The sequence below is a fragment of the Thermodesulfobacteriota bacterium genome (assembly GCA_040755095.1).
Taxonomy (GTDB): Bacteria; Desulfobacterota; Desulfobulbia; order Desulfobulbales; family JBFMBH01; genus JBFMBH01.
This window is the reverse complement of sequence record JBFMBH010000021.1, coordinates 1-17576: the sequence shown is the minus strand read 5'-3', so window position 1 is coordinate 17576 and position 17576 is coordinate 1. Positions and strand designations below refer to the sequence as shown.

Below are 17576 nucleotides of genomic sequence, written 5' to 3'. Positions count from 1 at the left end.
CGGCGCACAAGGAGGCCTGTGCATGAAGAAGAGCCTGGTGGCAATCGTGGGTTGTATCGGGTTGGCCGTCCTGGCGCCGGAGGCCGGAGCAGGGCGGGCCACCTACACCGACCAGGCGCAGTTCCTGGCCGCCCTGGCTCAGCACGGCTACTTCGTGGTCCAGGAAGGGTTCGAGGACGCCGTGCCCTGGCAGCAGGTCCGGTCGGGCGGGTCCTTTGTCACCGCGCCGGCCATGACCAGCCAGGGGGTGATCTGGTCGTCCTGTTACCCGGGTGGCGCCATCACCACCGGCCGCGGGGCAGCGGTGGCCGGCAGCTGGGGCCTTTTTGCCGTGCCTCATGGCGCCTTCGGGCCGCCGCTCTGCAGCCGTCCCGGCCTGTGCGGGGACTGCTTCCGGGGCCGGGGGATCGGCCTGCTCTATGCAGCCGGCGGCTTCGTCCTGACCAACTCGCCGCCCGCCAAGGTCAGCATCGTGCTGGACGGCCGCCCGGTGGATTTTGGTGCCAGTGCCATTCTGACCAGCGGCACCCCCCGCTTCTTCGGGGTGATCGACACCGCCGGCTTCGTGGAGGCGGCCTTTGCGGAGAGGGAAGGCACGAACGGCGATCAGAAGCTCATCTTTGGGGATGGCTTTGTCTTCGGCTTCCAGTGCCCACCACCCGCCGGGCCACCGCCGGGACCGTAAGGACTCGCCTACCTCACCTGGCTTCCGGCCGCCGGCGATAGCCGCTCTCCTCCCGGGGCCAGCCGGCTGCCAGGGCCGAGGCCCCGATCCGGCGCTCCCAACGTCGAGTCTTCGTTTGCCCATGCACCGCGTGCCGGCGAGGTCGCTCCATAGGCGTGGGGGCGGTCAAGGCACATATTCGTAAGCCCCCTTGTCGTAATCGTCGGTACCGTCACCCTTGCCGGCAATATCGGTCGGCCTGACGTTGCCATCCAAGTCGACCGCCGGTGCGCCGGGGGTATCGTCATGGATCAAACCGTCGCCGGAATCGATGCAGTTGGAGTTGGCCTGCAGGTGGTAATCGCCGCCAGTGGTGGCGGTGGACGAGCTCGCCGTGCTCCGGCTGACGAAGGAGGTATCGCCTGCGGTCTCGGTCAGGTGGAAGGTCACGGCGCCCCGGTACTCGATGTTGCCGCCCGAGGCAGCGTTGCCCCAGACGATGCTGTTGTACGCCTTCGCCGTGCCGCCGGCGATGTCCAGGCCGCCGCCGTAATGGGCGTAGTTGTCGGCCACGGTGCTGAAGTCGAGATACAGGGTGCCGCTGCTCTGGATGCCGCCGCCATAGTTCCAAACGTCCGAGACCCGGTTGCCGGCAATGATGCAGTTGGTAATGGTCGCTGTTCCCGAGGCGACCTTGATGCCGCCGCCGTCCCCGCCGCTGAGGGCGCTGTTGCCTCGGATATTGCTCCTGGAGAGGACCAGAGAAGGGGTGGTGCCGCCGATATGGATCCCTCCCCCGCCATAGCCGCCGGTGGTGTTGGAATTGATGGTGGAGCCGGTTATGGTCGCCGAGGTGCTTGCCAGGTAAAGGCCGCCGCCTCCCCGGTTCACCCCGGTCGAGTTGTTGCTGATGGTGCTGTCGGATATCGACATTGGCGCACTGCTGGCATAGATGCCCCCCCCGTATCCGTCGCCGGTCTGGGTGTTGTTGCTGATCGAAGAGCTGTTGGCAATCACCGTCGTCCGGGTGATGCCGCTCAGATAGAGTCCGGCGCCTTCCGAAGCGCTCTTGTTGTATGTGATGGCGGTATGGTCGAGGGTCAGCAGCCCGGTGGTCGACCCCGAGAAATAGATGCCGCCTCCCTGGCCGTTCTCGCTGAAGTTCTGGTCGGCGGCGCTCGCGCCGCCGATGGTGCAGCCGGTCAGGGTAGCGCCGCCGGCCGCACCGGTGATGTACATACCGGCCCCTGCTCGATTGATGGTGTAATTCTGCTTGATCGTACAGTTTTCAAAGGTCGGAGCCGAGTTGTTGACATAGACGCCGGCCCCGTACGCAGAGCCGGGGGTGCGGTTGCCTTTGATCACGCAGTTCTTGATGGTCGGCGTGGCCCCGGATATCACGATGCCCCTGGTGCCGGAGCGTTCTTCCTGGTTGTCGATGGTGAAGCCGTCGAGGACGGCGCTCGCCGTCTCGCCGCTATTGAAGGTGACGACCGGGAGCCCCGGATCCCAGGCATTGACTGAGGTCCCGCCCTGGAGGATGGTGGAGCCGGCGCCATTTTGCGAAACGATGGCGATGTTCTTGCCGGAATAGTTGACATATTCGCTGTAGGTGCCGTCCTTGACCAGGATGAAGGCCCCGGACGAAACAGCGCCGATGGCGTTGTTGATGCTGTTGTAGTCACAGGCCGGAGGCCCTGCCGGGCAGACGGTGATCGCGCCGGTCACCATTACTGTCTGCTCGGCCGTGGCGTTGCCGGTGGCAGCCAGGGGAGAAGCATCTCCATCCTCGGCTTTGAATTTGTATGTGGTTGTCGGGTTGGTCACCGAAGAGATGACGATGGCGGCGCTATAAAGCTTGCCGTCGTCATAGGTGGTATCGCCGGCATCCGCCGGATCGAGAGCGGTCAGCTCGGCCGGGTCCTCAACCGCATCGTCGTCGAGATCCACCCAGACCTGGATCAGGGTGGGTGCGGTGTTTTCCGGATCGGTGTACTTGACCCGGAAAGTGAATGTGTCGCCCTCCACCCCCGAATCCGGAGCGACGCCGTCCGCGGTGTAGCCCGCCTCCCCGGTCCAGTCCAGATCCGGGGCCTGGTTGGCGGCAAAGATCCCCACCTGCCGGTCAACGGTGGCCGGGGTGCCGGTGGCCGCGGCAATGCCGTCGCTGGCCGCGAAGCGGTAGCCCAGATCGTCGTCGCTCACCCGGGTAAGGCCGGTGGCGGTATAGGTGTAATCCTTGCCGTCCGAGAAGGTGGTGTCGCCCGGCACCAGGGCGGTCATATCATGTTTTTCCCCAGGCTCGTAGGAGCCGCTGTCGTTTTCGTCGATCCAGACCTGGACAGAGGACGGGGCCTGGTTGTCGCCATCGGTGTAGCGGATTCTGAATTCGAAGCTGTTCGCCCCGCTCAAGCCGCCGTTCGGGTCGACCCCGTCGCTGATGTAGCCGCCGTTGCCGAGCCAGGAGAGGACCGGCACCGAGTTGGTGACCGTGACCGTACCGCCCGTGGAGGCGGGGGTGCCGGTGGCCGCGGAGCCGTCCGAGGCATAGAACCGGTAAGTCAGCTCACCATCGCCGGCATAGCCCAGGCTGACGGTCTTTGTATAATCCTTGCCGTCGGAATACACGGTATCGCCGGCATCAAGCTGGGTCATGGTCAGTTTTTCGCCGGCATCGAGGTAATCGCCGTCGTCGTTGGCATCCACCCATATCTGGATGGTGGTCGGGCCGTTGTTATCGGCATCGGCATAGCGGGCTCGGAAATCGAAGGTCGTGCCACTGGCGCCGCTGTCCGGATGGACGCCGTCGGAGGCATAGTCGCCGCTGCCCAGCCAGGTCAGGGTCGGAACGGTGTTGACCACGACGCTCTTGCCGGAGGTCGGACTGCCGGTAGCGGCTGTAGTGCCGTCCGCGGCATAAAAACGATATTGCAGGACCCCGTCACCGGAATACGCAAGGGGCACGGTTGCGGTGTAGAGCCGACCGTCGGTGAAAACCGTATCGCCGCCGTCCACCGGGGCGAGGTCGATCTTCTCGCCGCCATCCAGGAAATCGCCGTCATCGTTCCTGTCGATCCAGACCTGGACAGAGGAGGGGGCATCGTCGTCGGCATCGGCGTAGCTGACCCGGAATACGTAGCTGCCGCCGGAGGTGCCCAGGTCCGGATCGACGCCGTCGGCCGCGAAACCGGTCTCGCCGGTCCAGGCGAGCGTCGGGGCGTTGTTGGCCTTCGTGACCTTTTCGTCGGCCCCCATGTCGATGCCGGCCCCGAGCGGCCGGAGGTCGCCGTCGAAATCGTCGCCAGGAGCGCCGTCGGAGGTACCCGCATCGATAGCCGGCGAGCTCAGCTGCACATGATAGTCGCCGCTCGAGGTGGGTGCCGACTCGTAGGACTGCGGATCGATGAAGTATGGCTTGGTATTGAGATTGTTGCCGCCGCCGTAGCCATACTGACCGATGAGCGAGTACGAGGCGGAAACGGCTCCGAAAATCTCCGAGCTGCCGACACCGCCGCCGTCGCCGTAAAGGATGGAATTCTTCACCGTGATCGAAGCGCTGTTCCGATTGCCGATGGCTCCGCCGGTGGTCCCTGCCTTGTTGCCGCTGAAGGTCGAGTTGACGATGCTCGCCGCAACACCCGCACCGTCGAAGACAAGACCGCCGCCCTCGAAGCCGGTGGCCTTGTTGCCGGAGACGATGCAGTTCCTGAAGGTGGGCGAGGCGGTGTAAACATAACCGCCGCCGCCTCGCCCTCCGGCCATGTTTCCCGTGATCGCGCATCCGTCGAAGAGAGCGGTGGCGCCGGAGAGCACCATGCCGCCGCCGACGGAGCCTGAAGCCGTATTGTCGCGGATGCTCGTATCGGTCACCGTCAGAGAGCCGGCGCTGCTGACCTTGAGGCCGCCGGCGTCCGTCGACGAATTGCCGGCAATGGTGGAGCCCTCGATGACGACGGAATCGGCACCGCTCACAAAGAGAGCGCCTCCTTCCAGGCTGGCGGAATTGCCGGAGACGGTAGAGTCGGAGATGGCGAGCGACAGGGTGGCGCCGCTGTCCGCGATATACATGGCCCCGCCCCGCTGGGCGCTGTTGCCGCTGTCGAAGACGGTGTCCTCGATGCTCACCGTCACCGTGCCGGCGGAGCCCGCCACATAGAGGCCGCCGCCGAAGGTGGAAACATCGTTGTTGCTGAAGGTGGAGCCCGAGACGGTCAAAGAGGCATTGGCGCCGGTGGTCATGTAGAGGCCGCCGCCGTGGCCGTTGGGCGTGGAGTTGTTGCTGAAGGTGGTATCGACGATCGCGGCGGAGACGCCGCTCGCCAGATAAATGCCCGGGCCTTCCAGGGAGGAGGTGTTGCTGTCCACCGTGCAGCCGGAGATCGTGACGAAGGAGCCGCTGCCGGAAGCATAGACGGCCGTGGCCCTCTGGGAATAATTGCCGATGACGATCGAGTTCCTGATCACCGGGGAAGAGCTGCTGATCACGATCCCGGAGCCGTATCCCGAGGCCCGGTTGCCGCCGGTAATGGTGAAGCCGTCCAGGATGGTGTCAGCGCCGTTGGCAAGGGTCACCACGGTTGCGGCGCTGTTGCCGTCGATGGTGGTGGCGCCGGCGCCGTTCACCGACACGATGGTGAGGTCCTTGTTGTTGACCGTGATGGTCTCCGTGCAGGTGCCGTCTGCCACGAGGATGAGGTCGCCGTCGAAGGAATTGTCGATGGCCGCCTGGATGGAGGTGTAGTCGTAGTCGCCCACTCCCGGGCAGGAGACCTTCTTGGCGCCGATGAGCACGGTGACCATATTGCTCTCGGTCGGATCACCGGTGGCCTGGGCCGCGCCGTCTGCGGCCTGGAAGCGGTAGTCGAGGATCCCGTCCCCGGCGCTTGCAAGAACCACGGCCCCGGAATAGACCCGGCCGTCGCTATAGTCGCTGTCGCTGTCGGCAGCAGTCAGGTCGAGCAGCTCGCCGCTATCGAGATAATCGCCGTCATCGTTTTTATCGATCAAGAGCTGGACGGCAGAAGGAGGATTGTTGTCGGCATCGAGATAGCGCACCCGGAAGGTGAAGGTGGCGCCAGGAGCGCCGGCATCCGGCTCCACGCCGTCCCGGATATAGCCGTTCTCCCCGGTCCAGGAGAGAAGCGGTGCCGCATTGGCGGTGGTGACGGTGAGGCTCCGGCTGCCGGTCGGTATGCCGGTGGCCGAATCGGTGCCGTCCGAGGCAACGAAGCGGTATTGCAAAGAATTGTCACCCGCTGCGGCAATAGGAACGTCCTTGGTATAGAGCTTGCCGTCGGTGTAATCGCCATCGCTGTCCGCCGCCTCCAGGCTGACGAGCTCGGTGGCCTCGTCGCCCGCCGCGGTGCCGTCGTCGTCCCGGTCCACCCAGACCTGCATGGTGGCGGGCGGGTCATTGTCCGCATCGGCGTACTTGACCCGGAAGGTGAAGGTCGAGCCGGCCACCGCCGCGCCGGGGTTGACGCCGTCGGCAATATAGCCGTCCTCGCCGGTCCAGGAGAGGACCGGGGCATTATTGGTCAGGGCGACAGTATTGGCGGTGTCGTCGAGGGGATTGCCTGTGGCGGCGCCGTTCGTGGCGTCGAACTTGCCGTCCGAGGCGTGGAAACGGTAGCTGATCGTGCCGTCGCCGGCCAGATCCAGGCCCAGAATGGTCCGGAAGAGCTTGCCGTCCGAAACATCGACATCGCCGGAATCGACCTCGTGGAGATCGTGCTTCTCGCTCGCCTCATAAGTGCCGTTGTCGTTGGCATCCACCCAGACCTGAATGAGCCGCGGCGGCTGGGAGTTGGCATCGGTGTACTCGATGCGGAAGGTGAAGTAATCGCCGCCCTGGCCGCTGTCCGGATGGACGCCGTCGGCAAGATAATCCGCTTCGCTGGTCCAGGCGAGGGATGGCGCCGCCGGGGGGGCGGGCGGGGTACGGTAGTACTTCACCCAGTCGCCGCCGTGGCAGTGCTGGCAGAGATTGCCCGGGCTTGGCCCCCAGAAGAGGGTGCCGGTGCTGTTGTCGAGGGTGGTGGCCGGGCCTGGCACCGAGCCCGCTTGGTAAGTCGGGGCGATGAGGACGCTGTCGTAGTACATCTGCATGCCGGGCTCCCGGCCCACCAGCTCGCCGTCGCGAATCATGGAGAGCTGGGTGGAGCCGTGCACGTTATGGCAGTTGACGCAGGCGATTTCGCTGTCCAGGGAGCCGTCCCAGTCGGAATCGAAATCGAGGGTGTTGAATGAAAGATGGTATTCATGAATATTGATCGGCGCTGTGCCGCCATCCCAGGGGCCGATATCGAGGTCGTCCCGGAAGCTGGTGGTTACCGGATTGGGGGTTTTCAAGAGGTACCGGTTGGAGTCATGGCAGGAGAAGCAGAGCCGGTAATGGCCCGGATCATGGTTGTCGACGTTCTGGGGCCGGGGAATATACATGGGCTCGGCGCCGTCGATGCTCTTCAGACGGTAGCCGGCCTGGTAGTTGTCGCTTCCTGCGCTATAGGTTCGGGCATCCCCATCAATGTGCGCGCCTGCATAGTCATGGCAGTCGGAGCATCCCTTGCCGGCGCCGTAGACCAGGCCTCCGCTGGAGGGATAGGTTGACGCATCAGTCAGGCCGTGGCCCGTCTTGTAGTAGCCCCAGCCGGTGCCGTAGGTGTACGTGCCGTCCTCGTCGCCGGTAACGTTGGGCGCGGATACCCCCCCGATGATCGCGGGTGCCTCATCGTGGCAGGAGGCGCACCACCTGTCTTTGCCGCTCCTGAGGGTGCTGTCGTCGGTTGCGACATAGGCGCCGCTGGCCCAGATCTCCTTGGCACCGAAGACCCCGTCGCTGACCCCGTCATAGGTGCCGCCCGGGCTATGGCAGGGGTCGCAGACGTCGGTTTCTGCGAGACTGAAGCTTCCATCGCCGTTCCCGTCGACTCCCGACTTGAAGCTCGGAAAGGAGTTGGTGTCGTGGCAGCCGTCACAGCCGAGGTGAGGCCCCTTGAGGTCGTCGGCGTCATCTTCCGTATGGGTGGAGTGACTCTGGAACGTCCCCCGGCCCTGGCTGTATTGCCCGGGGCTGAATTCGAAGGCCAGGTCATGGCCGTGGCACGCCTCGCAGCCCGTGCCACCCGCCCCGCCGTGGCTGAAGCCGTTGGTGTGGGAATGGCAGTCGATGCAATTGGTGCCGGACTTGCCGCCCAGATTTTCGTGGTTCTGCTCGGTCGCGGAGCCATCGTTGCGGTAGTGGCTGGTGCGGGTGTGGCAGACCTCACAGACGCCGTCGTAGACCGTATCGCCGTCGGCATAGGAGTTGGCGCCCGTCTTCCGGAAGAAGCGCACCGTCTTGTTGCCGCTGTTCGGTGTCGGCAGGGTGCTCTTGATGAGCTTGCCGTAGTAGACGGCAAAGGGATCGCCGATCGAGACCTTGGCAAGATCAATAGCCGGCTCCACGGTCAGGGTGTCGGCGCTGGTGCTGGTGATTCGGTAGCTGTAGGAAAGCTGGCTCGTATTGGGGACGAGGATGTAGCCGTTCCATTGATCGTTCGCCCAGCCGGCGCCGGTCATAGTCAGGGTGCCGAATCCGTACTGGTGCTGGTCATCCGGCGGCGAGGAGGTCACCCCGCTCGCCGTCCCGGTGAGCACGTAGCTCGCCTCTCCGTATGTGCGGAGCTGCTTCTGATGGTGTGGCCAGTGACAGGTCCGGCACTCGATCGACCAGGTGCCATACTGGTCGCTGGTGGTCGCACTCGAATGGGTTTCAAGCGTCGTCCGCAGGAGATCGTTGTGGCAGACCTCGCAGAGGGCATCGTAAGGCGCATCGGCTGCAATCCAGGCCGGTGGCGGATTGTCGGTGACCATGTAGTGACAGGCGTCGCAGGTGGCATTGGTCAGACTGCAATGCGGGTAATCGACACCGTTCTGGTCGGCGGCGGCCGGATGGACAAGGAAGAAGGAAGCGCAAAGAGCCCACCCCCACCCCCACCCCCACATCCTCCCCAGGCTCTTCATGATCGCCTTCCTCCCTTGGCGAAATCGCGCTCGCCGGGGTTCGCTCCGCTCACCCGACAAGAGACCCGACCGGCAGCACGGTGGCCGGATGACACCATTCCGGTTGAGCCGCTCCGGGCTCCACAGCCCGGGACGCCTGATGGCCGAAACCTTTCAACCTGACCTTCTGCGATCCCGTGGCTACTCCTCAATGCTGACCCACACGCAGTCGTAAGAGAACGGCTGGTCGAGCTTCCCGTTCATGGTGGTATCCACCAGGAAATAGAAGCCATACAGGCCGGGGGGCAGACCCGCTGTCTCGAGGATGGTGTCGTGGGCCGCCGTCTCGACCGATAGCGCACCCAGCCAGGAGAGTCCGAACCCTTGGCGCCAGCTCCCTTTGAAGAGGTTATAGGCATACCAGCCCCGGTGCGCCCGAAGCTCCACAAACCAGTCGGCGTTCTCGCCGGCTCGTCCGCCGGCGGCGAGCCCTGCCGAGACCTGCAGTCGCTCGCCGCGACGCAGGACCAGCGGCCCGTCCTGGCAGTTGGCCTTCAGGTCTGCCACCGGGTACACCGGGTGAGCGAAGGCCGGGAAGGCGATATCATCCAGCCATACCGTGTTGGCACCTGCCGCCGCGCCCGCGCCTCGCACATACTCCCAGCGCAGGGTGTGGCGGCCCGGTGCGACGGCGACATCCGCCCGGCTCCAGGAGTCCTCCCCGGACCAGTTCCCGTGCTCCTCGCCGTCGATCAGGAGTCGCAGGTAATCCTGGTCTGCGGCCGTCGATTCCCGGTGCCAGAAGGAGAGCTCGCCCGCGCTCTCCACCTCGAGGGTCACCTCCAGGAAGCTTGATTCCCCAGCTCCGAGATCCAGGGGCGCCGCCACCGCATAACGGCCGCCGCGGGTGACCTCCTCTTCGATCGCCCAGGCCCCTGTCCCGCCGGTCAGCCACGGGAGCTTCGCAAGGTCGCCACGCTCGAAATCTTCGATAGCCGTTGCCGGCAGGAAGCGAGCGGTCACTGCTCTTGTACCCTCCATGGTCACGGTACACATGGCAGCGTCGCCTGCGCAGGCCTCGCCCCAGCCGACAAGCCGCCAGCCGTCCGCCGGCACGGCCACCAGGCTTACCTCGGTGCCTGCCCGGTACTCCTCGCTGCAGTCCTCGGGGCACGCGATACCGGCGAGAGCGCCCTGGACGCTGCCGCGGCCCACGATCTCCACCGCAAGCCGATACTCCACGGGACTCTCGGCAAAAGTCGCCTCAATCGTATGATCGGCGGTCACGAAAGGAAACGTATAGGACGCTGGAGCACCGACGGCCCTGCCGTCCACCAACACGGCAGCGATCGTGTACCCTGTATCAGGGCTGATGGTGAAGGCCTGTTCTTCGCCGTAGGGCACACGCACCGCACCCGTCGGGCTGATCGTGCCGTGCACTCCGGCCGTGGCGGCAATCGTGTGGCCGAGGCTCGGCGCAAAGACCGCCTCGATGGTGTGTCCTCTGTCGACCGCGGAAAATTCGTATTCCGAGACCGGTCCCACATCCGCACCGTCCACCAGCACTTGCGCCACATGGTGGTCGTCCGCGGCCTGCACCGAAAAGACCACCCGCCCGCCATGGCCGATCTCAACCGACCCGGCCGGCGAGATCGTCCCGCCGCCGGTGGCCGCAGCCTGGATTGCGTAGATCTTCGGCTCGAACCGGGCAGCGATGGTGTGATCCGCGACGACTTTGGTCAGGGTATAGCTGGCCACCGGCCCCACCCCGACGCTGTCCACCAGCACCTGCGAGATCGCGTAGCCAGGATCAGGCGAGATCCTGAATTCCTGGCTCATCCCGTGGAACACCTCGAGCAGCCCGAACGGTGAGATCGTGCCTCCCGCTGCCGTCTCCACCGCGATCGTATGGGTCTCGGGCAGGCCGAACACAGCAACCCCCGTGCCCTTGTGCGAGGCCACGAAAAGCCGTTCCGTTTCCAGACCGTAGGCCACGCCCAGTGCGGTGCGCAACGGCCGCTCCCCGTCGTAGAGGGTCTCCTGGTGGACTCCGGCATGATCGAACACCTGAACCACGTTTTCATACGCGTCAGCCACCAGGATCCTGCCGGCGCCGTCCACGGCGAGCCCCAAGGGCTTGATGAGGCTGCCTTCACCCACCCCGAAGTCGCCGACGACCTGCAGAAAACGGCCCGCCAGATCGAAAGCCTGCACCCGCGCGGCTTCATAGGAGCCCTTCCTCGAAGTCCGTACCGGCAGATCCGCCACCAGCACCCGGCCATTGCCCTCGTCGATCGCCAGCGCCGTGGGGGTGTGCAGCTGCCCCTCCCCGCCGCCCGGCTCCCCGAATGAAAAGAGCTGGGCTCCGCCCGCGTCATACACCTTGACGGTGTTGGCGAGTCCGTCAGCCACATACACCTTGCCCTCCGTGGTCACTCCCAGACCCGCGGGCCGGGCAAGCTCCTGATCGCCCGCCCCGAGCTTGTGGAGCAGCTGGAGATCCCGGTTGTAGACCTCGACATTTCCCCGGCCATTGTTCCCGACGTAGATCCGCCCCCGGCTGTCCACAGCGACGCTCACCGGGCGGTCGAGCCCGGTGAGCAGGCCAATTGTCCTGCCATCGGTCCCGACGATTTGGAGCCGGTTGCGGCCGGTCTCCACCACGTAGAGGTTCTCCGCGGCATCCAGGGCAAGCGCCGTAGGACGCTCAGCCGTCACCTCGCCAACCCAGGTGTGGGATGGCTCGACACCGGCCAGGGCACTGGTGGTGAGGCAGGATTGGATGACAACGAAGAGCACAAGAAGAAGAGGGGTGCGGATGCCGTTCTTCATGGAGAGGTCTCGCTGGTGAAGAAGGAGCAACATGGAAGGTGCGTGGCCACGACAGCTTCTGGCATCGGCCAATCCATCAGCCCGGCAGAAAGCCGCGCCGGTGGACGGCCACCGCAAACGTCCGTGGGGAGGCAGTCGTGAGCGGCAGGAATGGAGACAATCCGGTGTATAATCTCAGGCTAAGAAACGGGCACCGGAAGAACAAGAGAAGTCTGGTGGCGAGCGACGGGTCTTATGTGAACTGCCTTCATAACGGAGGGGTGCGGGCGAGCGTCGTGGCTGCTATCGCGTTGACTGGATTGGCTGGAGCCGCATCGGATGCCCGGGCAGGGCGTGCCAGTATTGGCGACCAGGCGCAGTTCCTGGCCGCCCTGGCTCAGCATGGCTACTTCGTGGTCCAGGAAGGGTTCGAGGACGCTGTGCCCTGGCAGCAGGTCCGGTCGGGCGGGTCCTTTGTCACCGCGCCGGCCATGACCAGCCAGGGGGTGATCTGGTCGTCCTGTTACCCGGTGGCGCCATCACCACCGGCCGCGGGGCAGCGGTGGCCGGCAGCTGGGGCCTTTTTGCCGTGCCTCATGGCGCCTTCGGGCCGCCGCTCTGCAGCCGTCCCGGCCTGTGCGGGGACTGCTTCCGGGGCCGGGGGATCGGCCTGCTCTATGCAGCCGGCGGCTTCGTCCTGACCAACTCGCCGCCCGCCAAGGTCAGCATCGTGCTGGACGGCCGCCCGGTGGATTTTGGTGCCAGTGCCATTCTGACCAGCGGCACCCCCCGCTTCTTCGGGGTGATCGACACCGCCGGCTTCGTGGAGGCGGCCTTTGCGGAGAGGGAAGGCACGAACGGCGATCAGAAGCTCATCTTTGGGGATGGCTTTGTCTTCGGCTTCCAGTGCCCACCACCCGCCGGGCCACCGCCGGGACCGTAAGGAGCCCTGAAATACAGCCGTGGTTCTACATCCTCTCCTCGACTTGTGGCCTGGCCTCCTTCAGGAACCGCTCTGCGGCGTCTTTCAGCTTCTGGAATACCCATGAAACATGAAGGATGCCTTCGTGCAACCGCGACCACTCGATCTGAAATCCGTAGCCGTGATGAACCACATGTCTGAACTTTCTGTACCCTGACAGCTTTATGAGCAACTCGTGATCCAGAAGAATCGGCAGGTTGGCATAACCAGGTGCCGAAAACCGCTTGAGAAGCTCTGCGTGCCATGTTTCTCCTGTCGGCAATGGGACGCCATGGAATCGACTGGTACGTTTCAGGATGTTCTCGACACCGTTGTAGAACTGAGCAAGAAATGCCGCTGCCGCGGTTCTGTCCCGAATCGACGGCTCTCTGTCGCCGGCGTCCTCAGCCAAGTCCGAAAGCTCCTGAATCGTCACTTGCATCAACTCGAGCTCAATGGCGATTTCCTCGGCCAAGTCCGCCCAAGTCATATCAGCACTTTCCCTTTCCGCTCCACAATCCTTGTGAAGGGTGTCGACGGTCGCAAGGGAATAAGGTCAACGGAGGTTCCCAATTCGTCCTCGATTTGTGCGCCAAGCTCGAAGATTCGCCACCCAGCAATGCCGTCGCAAGCAAGATCGAGATCCTGTGCGGTTTCAGGGGATTCCGCAGCGCTACCAAAAAGAATCAAACGGGATACTCCGTAAGCCTTTGAGAGTGCTATCGCCCGTTCTATTTGCGCCTCACTTACGGCCATAGCAACCTCCTCCATGCCTTCAGTGCAATCTGGCTGTTATATCCGGCAGATCCACGAGCAGCCTCAGGCAGCCAGGGGGCCGATAAGCTGGTCGAAGAGGGCGAAGGCCCGGGCCAGAATGGGCAGATCCGGGGTGAGGTCCAGATAGGACCCGCCCCGGATCTCTGTTTCGGCCAGGGTGTCATCCTCCGGCAGGTAGCCGGCCAGGGGCAGGCCGGCGGCCTCGGCGGCAGCCACCCGTTCGGCCAGGGCCGGCGGCACCGGCTCCGGGGCGCGGTTGACGATGAGGGCCTGGCGGCCCAGGGACACACCCAGGGGCACGGTGAGGCCGGCGATGCGGCTGGCAGCCTGGATGCCCCGGGCCGAGGCGTCGGAGACCACGAGAAGGAGGTCGATCCGCCTGAGGTTCATGCGGCTTAAGTGCTCCATGCCCGCCTCGTTGTCCACCAGAAGGAAGCGGTAGTTGCCGGCCAGGCTGTCCATGGCCGCCGCCAGGAACGAGTTGGCGGCGCAGTAGCAGCCCGGGCCGTCCGGCCGGCCCATGACCAGAAGGTCAAAGCCGGTTGCCTCCACCAGGGCCTGGTGGAGCTGCATCTCCATGTACTGGTCCCGGGTCATGCTGGGCGGCATCTCGCCCTTGACCCCCTGGCGGATCTCCCCCACCGTCAGGTCCACCGTCAAGCCCAGAAGCTCGTTGAGGTTGGCATTGGCGTCGGCATCCACGGCCAGGACCGGGGTCAGCCGGCGGTGCTTCAGATAGTTGATGAGCAGGGCGGCCGTGGTGGTCTTGCCGGTGCCGCCCTTGCCCGCCAAGGCGATGATCCTGGTCATGGGAGCTCCTTCACTTTAGTCTTGCAAGTTGCATGCGGGTTGGTATTGTAGCCGAAATCGGACGGGCCTGCACCGCCCGCGGCCGCTCTGCGGCCGATCTTCGCGGATGCGGCCGCCGTCGCCTTCATCCGTTTTTCCCGCCGACGCCACCGGAGTCATCGCCGGCCACTTTCTGACCTGCTTCCCGATTTGGGGAGGAGAGGGCAGTGGCTTGCGCCGGCATCGATCCTCCTCGCCCTGCACGGAGACCGCATCCTATGGATTACCGGGACACCCTTAACCTGCCTCAGACCAGCTTTCCCATGAAGGCCAGCCTGGCCGCCAACGAGCCCCGGCAGCTGGCCCGATGGCAGGAGGAAGGCCTCTACGCCCGGATTCAGGAGGCCACGGCCAACCGGCCGCTCTATGTCCTCCACGATGGCCCGCCGTACGCCAATGGCCACATCCATATGGGCACCGCCTTCAACAAGGTCCTCAAGGACATCATCCTGAAGTCCCGGCGCATGGCCGGCTTCCACTGCCCCTACGTGCCCGGCTGGGACTGTCATGGCCTGCCCATCGAGCATCAGGTGGACAAGGAGCTGGGGGCGAAGAAGAAAGAGCTGGACAAGCTGGCGGTGCGGCAGCACTGCCGCCGCTTCGCCGAGAAATGGATCGACACCCAGCGGGAGGAGTTCCGGCGTCTGGGCGTGCTGGGGGACTGGGACGAGCCGTACCTCACCATGACCTTCGGCTACGAGGCGGCCATCGCCCGGGAGTTCAACCGTTTTTTGCTTTCCGGCGCCGTGGTGCGCTCCAAGAAGCCGGTCTACTGGTGCAGCTCCTGCACCACCGCCCTGGCCGAGGCCGAGGTGGAGTACGCCGATCATGCCTCGCCCTCCATCTACGTGAAATTCCCCCTGATCGGCGATCCGGCGGAGCTGGCCCCGGCGCTGGCCGGCCGCCAGGTCAGCCTGGTGATCTGGACCACCACTCCCTGGACCCTGCCCGGCAACCTGGCGGTGGCCCTCCATCCCGATTTCCCCTATGTGGCCCTGGCGGTGGGGGACGAGGTCTGGATCGTGGCCGAGGGCCTGGCGTTTGCGGCCCTGGCCGCCTGCGGCCGGGAGCCGGCGCCGGTCCTGGCCCGGCTGGCCGCCTCTGACCTGGCCGGCCGGCGCTGCCGCCATCCTTTCCTGGACCGGGATTCCCGCATCATCCTGGCGGACTATGTCACCCAGGACACCGGTACCGGCTGCGTGCACACCGCGCCGGGCCACGGCCGGGAGGACTACCTGTCCGGCCTCAAATACGATCTGCCCATTCTGTCACCGGTGGATGACCGGGGCCGCTTCACCGCCGAGGCCGGGCCGTACCAGGGCCAGCTGATCTGGGAGGCCAACCCGGTCATCACCCGGGATCTGGCGGCTGCCGGCGCCCTGGCGGCGGAGGCGACCATCAGCCACAGCTACCCCCATTGCTGGCGGTGCAAGAGGCCGGTTTTCTTCCGGGCCACGGCCCAGTGGTTCCTGTCCATGGAGCATGACCAGCTGCGGGATAGGGCCCTGGCGGCGATCAAAACCGTGACCTGGACCCCCAAGTGGGGCATGGAGCGGATCTCCGGCATGATCGAGGCGCGGCCGGACTGGTGCCTGTCCCGGCAGCGGGCCTGGGGCGTGCCGATCACGGTTTTCGCCTGCGCCGACTGCGGCACCCCGGTGCGGGACCAGGGGGTGGCAGAGCGGATCGTGGCGCTCTTTGCCGAGCACGGGGCAGACATCTGGTTCACCCTGACGCCGGCAGCGATTCTGGGCGAGGACGCCCGCTGCAGCTCGTGCGGCAGCGCCTCCTTCCGCCGGGAGGACGATATCCTCGACGTCTGGTTCGACTCCGGGGTGAGCTTTGCGGCGGTCCTGGAGGAGCGGCCCGGGCTGCGCTCGCCGGCGGATCTCTATCTGGAGGGCAGCGACCAGCACCGGGGCTGGTTCCACTCCTCTTTGCTGGCCGCCATCGGCACCCGCGGGGTGCCGCCGTACCGGGGGGTGCTCACCCACGGCTTCGTGGTGGATGGCCAGGGAAAGAAGATGTCCAAAAGCCTCGGCAACGTCATCGCCCCGGCGGAGATCATCAGGAAATACGGGGCCGAGATCCTGCGGCTGTGGGTGTCGGCGGAGGACTACCGGGACGACATCAAGATCTCCGACGAGATCCTTTCCCGGCTCTCCGACGCCTACCGCAAGATCCGGAACACCATCCGGTTCCTTCTGGGCAACCTCTACGACTTCGAGCCGGCCCGCGACCGGGTGGCCTACCAGGAGCTGTCCGCCCTGGACCGCTGGGCCCTCCATCACCTGGAAACCGTGAAGAGACGGGTGCTGGTGGCCTACCAGGCCTTCGACTTCCACATCGTCTACCAGGCCCTGCACCAGTTCTGCGCCGTCACCATGAGCGCGCTCTATCTCGACATCCTGAAGGATCGGCTATATACCTCTCCGGCTGCCTCGCCGGGCCGCCGGGGCGCCCAGACCGTGCTCCACGAGATCCTGGACAGCCTGGTGCGTCTCATGGCGCCGGTCCTGTCCTTCACCGCCGCCGAGGTCTGGGACCAGCTGCCCGCCGACCCGGCCCGGGAGGCCAACCCCTTCGTGGCCCTGTTCCCGGCCGAGCGGCCGGAGCATCTGGACGAGGCCCTGGCTGCCGACTGGGAGCGGCTCCTGGCAGTGCGGAGCGAGATCACCCGCGCTCTCGAGCTGGCCAGGGCCGCGAAGACCATCGGCCACTCCCTGGAGGCCGAGGTGCTGGTGGAGGCGGAGCCGGAGCTGGCCGCCTTCCTGGACCGGCACTGGCCGGACCTGGCAGCGGCCAGCATCGTCTCCACCCTGACCCCGGCCCGCCTGGGCGAGGGCGAAGCCGCCTTCGCCAGCGAGACCATTCCCGGTCTGCGGGTGGCGGTGCGTCCGGCCGCCGGCGCCAAATGCGAGCGCTGCTGGACCCGGGCGGAGAGCGTCGGCACCCTGGCCCAGCATCCGGCCCTGTGCCAGCGCTGCGCCGCGGTGGTGACCGGCAGCTGGGCGGGCGCGGCGGCGGTCCGCTGAGGGTATTGGTCTGTATGGGGAGGACGGAGAAGTGATGCGTGAATTTCATGTCATTATAGAAAGAGATGAAGATGGGTATTATGTTGCCTCGGTGCCGGCTCTGCGAGGCTGTCATACTCAGGCGAAGTCGTTGGATGTGTTGATGGAAAGAATCAGAGAGGCCATTGCGCTCTGCCTGGAAGTGGAACAGCCGATCACAAACGAGTTTGTAGGCGTCCAGCGCGTAGCCCTCAATACATGAGCACATTTCCTTCTGTTACTGGCCACCAGCTCATACGAGCGTTAGCCAAGGGCGGTTTTGAGGTGGCTCGCGTCAAGGGCAGCCATCATTTCCTGCAACATCCTGATGGCAGGTGCACGGTCGTTCCTGTCCATCGCCGTGAGAACATTGGCCGCGGCCTTCTTGCTCAAATCCTGCGCGACTGTGAAATGACCATCAACGAGCTCCAGGGGGCTCTGTGAGCTCCATCCGCGGCAGGAATCGCCGAACAACCCA

10 protein-coding genes are annotated in these 17576 nt (G+C 65.3%); 5 read left to right on the top strand and 5 right to left on the bottom strand.

Features of this window, described 5'->3' with window-relative positions; all coding sequences use genetic code 11:
- Positions 1–22: 22 nt before the first annotated feature.
- Positions 23–685: a hypothetical protein gene (locus tag AB1634_05325; protein ID MEW6218943.1), complete on the top strand. Its 663-nt coding sequence runs from the start codon at positions 23–25 to the stop codon at positions 683–685.
- Positions 686–850: 165 nt separating this feature from the next.
- Here the strand turns inward: AB1634_05325 and AB1634_05320 are convergent, their stop codons facing one another.
- A complete protein-coding gene (locus AB1634_05320) occupies positions 851–8668 on the bottom strand; it encodes a choice-of-anchor Q domain-containing protein (GenBank protein ID MEW6218942.1) in 7818 nt (2605 codons plus the stop codon).
- Positions 8669–8848: 180 nt separating this feature from the next.
- Positions 8849–11365, bottom strand: a complete 2517-nt coding sequence (locus tag AB1634_05315; protein ID MEW6218941.1) for a hypothetical protein — start codon at positions 11363–11365, stop codon at positions 8849–8851.
- Between the two features lie 655 nt (positions 11366–12020).
- On the opposite strand from AB1634_05315, the gene AB1634_05310 reads away from it, so the two are divergent.
- Positions 12021–12401: a hypothetical protein gene (locus AB1634_05310; GenBank protein MEW6218940.1), complete on the top strand. Its 381-nt coding sequence runs from the start codon at positions 12021–12023 to the stop codon at positions 12399–12401.
- Between the two features lie 25 nt (positions 12402–12426).
- Here AB1634_05310 and AB1634_05305 read toward each other — a convergent pair whose 3' ends face one another.
- The 3 genes from AB1634_05305 to AB1634_05295 form a co-directional block, all read right to left on the bottom strand.
- The gene (locus AB1634_05305; GenBank protein ID MEW6218939.1) at positions 12427–12909 is read right to left on the bottom strand and encodes a hypothetical protein; all 483 of its coding nucleotides are present in this window, start codon (positions 12907–12909) and stop codon (positions 12427–12429) included.
- Positions 12906–13175: a DNA polymerase III subunit beta gene (locus AB1634_05300; protein ID MEW6218938.1), complete on the bottom strand. Its 270-nt coding sequence runs from the start codon at positions 13173–13175 to the stop codon at positions 12906–12908. Before AB1634_05300 ends, AB1634_05305 begins: the two co-directional genes overlap by 4 nt.
- 63 nt (positions 13176–13238) lie before the next feature.
- Positions 13239–14006: an AAA family ATPase gene (locus AB1634_05295; GenBank protein MEW6218937.1), complete on the bottom strand. Its 768-nt coding sequence runs from the start codon at positions 14004–14006 to the stop codon at positions 13239–13241.
- Positions 14007–14263: 257 nt separating this feature from the next.
- Between AB1634_05295 and ileS the strand changes: the two genes are divergently transcribed.
- From ileS to AB1634_05280, 3 genes are read left to right on the top strand one after another with little or no spacing between them, the layout of a single operon-like run.
- Positions 14264–17080, top strand: a complete 2817-nt coding sequence (ileS, locus tag AB1634_05290) for an isoleucine--tRNA ligase (protein ID MEW6218936.1) — start codon at positions 14264–14266, stop codon at positions 17078–17080.
- Between the two features lie 31 nt (positions 17081–17111).
- A complete protein-coding gene (locus tag AB1634_05285; protein MEW6218935.1) occupies positions 17112–17321 on the top strand; it encodes a type II toxin-antitoxin system HicB family antitoxin in 210 nt (69 codons plus the stop codon).
- Positions 17318–17542 (top strand): type II toxin-antitoxin system HicA family toxin, encoded by a 225-nt coding sequence (locus AB1634_05280; GenBank protein ID MEW6218934.1) that lies wholly within the window; start codon positions 17318–17320, stop codon positions 17540–17542. Before AB1634_05285 ends, AB1634_05280 begins: the two co-directional genes overlap by 4 nt.
- Positions 17543–17576: the final 34 nt, after the last annotated feature.